Annotated in this window: 5 protein-coding genes, 1 tRNA gene and 1 pseudogene; 2 read left to right on the top strand and 5 right to left on the bottom strand. The window is 70.4% G+C overall.

All coding sequences use genetic code 11. The annotated features are described in order from the left end of the window. On the bottom strand, positions 1-1318 hold a 1318-nt coding region (locus tag WBL05_RS06585), incomplete at its 3' end, for an FUSC family protein (RefSeq protein ID WP_424224606.1). Between the two features lie 105 nt (positions 1319-1423). On the opposite strand from WBL05_RS06585, the gene WBL05_RS06580 reads away from it, so the two are divergent. Then, positions 1424-1987 (top strand): hypothetical protein, encoded by a 564-nt coding sequence (locus WBL05_RS06580; protein ID WP_424224604.1) that lies wholly within the window; start codon positions 1424-1426, stop codon positions 1985-1987. Positions 1988-2027: 40 nt separating this feature from the next. Here the strand turns inward: WBL05_RS06580 and WBL05_RS06575 are convergent. The 3 genes from WBL05_RS06575 to WBL05_RS06565 form a co-directional block, all read right to left on the bottom strand. Then, positions 2028-2115: transfer RNA gene (locus tag WBL05_RS06575), tRNA-Ser, on the bottom strand. Positions 2116-2174: 59 nt separating this feature from the next. Then, entirely contained in the window at positions 2175-2609 is a 435-nt protein-coding gene (locus WBL05_RS06570; protein WP_424224603.1) for a nucleoside deaminase, read from the bottom strand. Positions 2610-2626: 17 nt separating this feature from the next. Further along, on the bottom strand, positions 2627-3301 hold the full coding sequence (locus tag WBL05_RS06565) for a tRNA adenosine deaminase-associated protein (protein WP_424224602.1): 675 nt from the start codon (positions 3299-3301) through the stop codon (positions 2627-2629). Positions 3302-3435: 134 nt separating this feature from the next. Between WBL05_RS06565 and upp the strand changes: the two genes are divergently transcribed. After that, the gene (gene upp / locus WBL05_RS06560; RefSeq protein WP_424224601.1) at positions 3436-4077 is read left to right on the top strand and encodes a uracil phosphoribosyltransferase; all 642 of its coding nucleotides are present in this window, start codon (positions 3436-3438) and stop codon (positions 4075-4077) included. Here the strand turns inward: upp and WBL05_RS06555 are convergent. Further along, positions 4059-4385, bottom strand: a pseudogene (locus WBL05_RS06555) (hypothetical protein); the annotation flags it as partial. The gene upp and the pseudogene WBL05_RS06555 sit on opposite strands and share 19 nt — an antisense overlap.

Below are 4385 nucleotides of genomic sequence, written 5' to 3'. Positions count from 1 at the left end.
CGTCGGGCTCGGTGGCTGGCGCTGCGGCGTCCATGCCATTGCCCGCCGGACGCGGCTGGGCGGGTGGCTGTTCGGCGGGGGGCTCCGGCGGCTCGGCGAGCACACCGATCGCCGGCATGTGTTCGGTGCCCCAGACGTAGGACGGCAGGTCAACCCCGGAGGCCTCGTCGGCTGCCTCGTCGGGGTCGAAGGCGCCGGTGTCGGCCAGCGAGGATCGGGCCTGGGCCAGCGAGAGCCCGGTGAGCTGCAGCAGGTCGACCACCATCGCGCGCAGCAGCGACATCAGGGTGGCGGTGCGCCATTCGTCAGGGTCGCTGAGCACGTCCGCCGGTCCGAGCGCGGCTGCCAGTTCGATGGCGGCGTCCCGAGCCTGATCGGGGCGGCGCCAACTGGCGACTCCCTCTCCCACCTTCTCCAGCAGGTCGGCGACCTGCTGCATGATGCCGGCGACCTCGGGCATCGACCCGACCTCGCTGACCATGCCGTGGCACTGCCGCTGCATCATCGACAGGGTGACGTGCATCCGCTCGGCCAGGACCAGCATCCGGTCGAGTTCGGCCAGCTCGGCGCGGGCCCGCATCGCCACCGGGCTGATCGCCGCGGTCTCCTGCGCCGACTGGAGGGCCCGGATGCCGTCGTTGAGGGCCTCCCGCATCGAGATCAACTGGCCGCGTAGCTGGCCGATGGCGGCCGCGTCGCCCTTGGCGACCCGCTGCCCCAGCCGGCGCAGCACCCGGGCCCCCTCCCGCAGTGAGAAGGCGGTGTAGCGGCGGGACCGGGTCACCACGTTGGTGGGCAGGATCGCGGTACCGATCAGGGCGATGGCGGCGCCGATCAGCGCGTTCAGCCAGCGCGCCAGCGGGCCGTCCTCGGCGCCGGTGACCACGATCATGCCGGCGACCACGATGGAGTTGATGGCGGTCTGGAAGGTGACCAGGTCGCTGCGGTCGATGAACCGTCCGATCAGCGGGGTGACCAGCAGCAGTACCAGCAACTGCCAGGCCCCGAAACCCCAGTAGTGCCCGACCAGGCCGCCGATCAGGACGCCGGTGCTGGCCCCCAGGCCGATCTCCACCACCTTGCGCGGCTCCCGGTTCCGGCTGAACCCCATGCACAGGAACGTCACGATCGGGGCGAAGATCGGGTTCGGGTCGTCGAGCAGGTAGCGGCACAGCACCCACGACAGGGTGGCGAAGACGGCGGTCTGGGTGTTGGGCAGGATGGCGCCGCGCAGCCGCGTCCAGCCCTTGCGGGCCTGGGACGTGAAGTACGACCTCCACCGGAACCAGAACGAACCGCTGGCCGCTTCCTCGCTCACGAGGCGAACCTTACCCCGCCGGCCGAACCGGGGTCGTCCGGCTTGTCGGCGGCCGGGCCCTGTCGGCGGCGGGCTTTGTCTGCGGCGCCGGGTACCGTCACCGGTATGGCGGAACCAGACCTGGCGGCCGAGCGGGCCGTGATCGAGTCGCTGATCGACGACCAGCAGTACGAGGCGGTCTGGCACCGGCTGCCGACCAACATCTGGTTCGCGGCCTGCCGGGCGGTGAACGCCCGGGCGTTGGGGGTGCTGGCAGCCGTCTGGCTGCAGCAGCTCGACCGCGCCCAGGCGGCGTCCGGGGTTGCCGTGGTGCCGGCGTGGGTGTCCCGGGCCATCGACGCAGCCAGGAGCACCGAACTCAATGCCGACGTGCTGATGCAGGCCTGGCTGGCCGAACAGCACGACCGCGGCGTCCAGCTCTCAATGGCACATCCCGACCCGGCCGACCCGATGGCGATCGGCGCTCGCAGGGCAGTGCTGGGCAGCGAATTGATGATGGGCGAACTCGACGAGGACTGGGTGCGGGTGCGGCGGCTGGTCAAGGACGCCGACGACGCGATCGAGGTGCGGGAGGCGCTGGCGCAGTTGGCCGACGCCTTGGTTCGTGACCTTGCTGAGGTCACCGGCGGGAGCCGGGAGCGGGTGCTGGGCGCGCTGGGCACGCCCTGAGGTGACGAGACCCCCGACCGGTGATCCGATCGGGGGCCACTGGCGGTGACGGAGGGATTTGAACCCTCGGTGGCTTGCACCACACCCGCTTTCGAGGCGGGCTCTTTCGGCCGCTCAGACACGTCACCGCCGGTCAGCCTACGTCATGCCCGACCGGGTTCGCCAATCGGGACCCGCCCGGCCGCGATCAGCGGCGTCCGGCGAAGAAGGCCTGCAACTGCGCCTCGACCTGGTCTGCGAGGATGCCGGACACCACGGCCGGCCGGTGCAGCAGCCGCGGATCGCGCAGCAGGTCCCACAGCGAGGCCACCGCGCCGGCCTTCGGGTCGAAGGCGCCGAAGACGACGCGTTCCAGCCGGGCGGCGACGATCGCCCCCGCGCACATCACGCACGGCTCCAGGGTCACCACCAGGGTGCAGCCGGGCAGCCGCCAGCCCTCACCGAGCACCTCGGACGCCCGCCGCATCGCCACGATCTCGGCGTGCGCGGCCACGTCGGAGGTTAGTTCGCGTTCGTTGCCCCCGGCCGCCAGCACCTGGCCTGCGGCGTCCAGCACCACCGCCCCGACCGGGACCTCACCATGTTCGGCGGCGGCGTCCGCGGTTCGCAGCGCCAGCCGCATCGAGGCGTCCCAGCGGCTCAGTTCACCGCTCGATCGAACGGGACGCTGAACTTCATCAGGTCGACCAACCGGTGCACCAGCTGATCGGAGTCCTCGTCGAGGTCGCCGGCGATCTGCTCCAGGTCGAGCTCACTGACGCCCTGGTCGACCAGCATCCCGAAGTCGCCGAGCGGTTCGGAGTCGCCGTCCGGGTCGGGCACCTCGATGCCGAGGTAGTCGAGCACGTCGCGGGCGATCGGCCAGTCGTTGGCGGCGATCGAGTCGTTCAGCAGCACCTGGGTGTTGCGGCCGCGCACCCGGCACAGCACGAAGAACTCCCCGGCGATCGAGACCACCCCGAGCGCACCGGCGTCGCCGGGCAGCCGGCGCAGCTGGTCGATCAGTTCGTCGAGGTCGTTGGCCATCTGCGGAGCAAGTTCGGTGGCGACGGCCACCCCGTCCTCCCGGTACAGGGCGACGACAAAGTCGATCTCGTCGACGGTGGCGTCCTCGTAGTCGTCCTCGTCGTCGTCATCGTCATCGTCGTCGTCATCCTCCAGGTCGTCCACGTCCTCGTCATCGTCGTCGCCGAGTTCGTCGTAGTCGTCGGGGATGACGCCGCCGTCGAGGTCGCTGTCGTCATCGAGACCGTCGACTGCATCGGCGCTGTCATCGAGGTCATCTTCGATGAACAGCTCGTCCTCGGCATCCATGTCCTGGCTCCTCAACCTCGCACTCGCCTACCCCGACCCCAATCGTGGCAGATGGGACGGGGCGGCCAAAACCCCGGAGCTCAAACTCTAGCCCCCACGACCAGTCATCCCGGCGGCTGTGCCAAGGTGGGGCCGTGGAACTGAAAGTACTCGACCACCCGTTGGTGGCACACAAGCTCACCCATCTGCGCGACGCCAGCACCAAGAGCCCGACGTTCCGGGCGCTGGTGGACGAGCTGGTCACCCTGCTGGCCTACGAGGCCACCCGGTGCGTCCGGGTGCAGCCGGTGCGGATCAACACTCCGGTCGCCGAGACCGAGGGTGTCGAGTTGGCCGATCCCAAGCCGCTGGTGGTGCCCATTCTGCGCGCCGGCCTGGGCATGCTGGGCGGCATGACCCGGCTGATGCCGACCGCCGAGGTCGGTTTCGTCGGCATGATCCGGGACGAGAAGACCCTGCAGCCGTTCACCTATGCCGAGCGGCTGCCGCTCGACCTGTCGGGCCGGCAGTGCTTCGTGCTCGACCCGATGCTGGCGACCGGCGGTTCGCTCGGCGGTTGCGTCCAGTTCCTCGCCGAACGCAGGGCCGATGACGTCACCTGCGTCTGCCTGCTCGCCGCACCGGAGGGCATCGAGAAGTTCCGCGGCCTGGTCGACCAGCTCAACATCACCACCACTCTGGTGGTGGCCGCGGTTGACGAGCGGCTCGACGAGTCCGGTTACATCGTGCCCGGCCTGGGTGATGCGGGCGACCGGCTCTACGGCGTGGTCGACTGAGCCTCCTCCTCGACGACCCCGACCACCTGGGCCGCGTCGGCAGCCTCGACCACCTCGGCAGCTTCGGCCCCTTCGGCAGCGCGGGCCTGGCCGACCTGGGTCGGCTGGTCCTCGGCCGCCGGCTCCGCCTGCTGGTCGTCCTTCAGATGGTCGTCCTTCGGCTCCTCGTCCACGGCGTCGGTCTCGGACGCCCAGGCCTGCGCGCTGCGCACGTTCAACGGATCGGCGAAGGCGCTCTGCGGCCCACCAAGTGTGGCCAGCATCTGTCGCACGTTGGCGAGCTGGGCGGTGATCGAATCCCGGCGGGC

Source organism: Brooklawnia sp., from assembly GCF_049651565.1.
Lineage (GTDB): Bacteria > Actinomycetota > Actinomycetes > Propionibacteriales > Propionibacteriaceae > Brooklawnia.
Note: the sequence above shows the minus strand (reverse complement) of the source record. Positions and strands in the feature narration are given on the sequence as shown.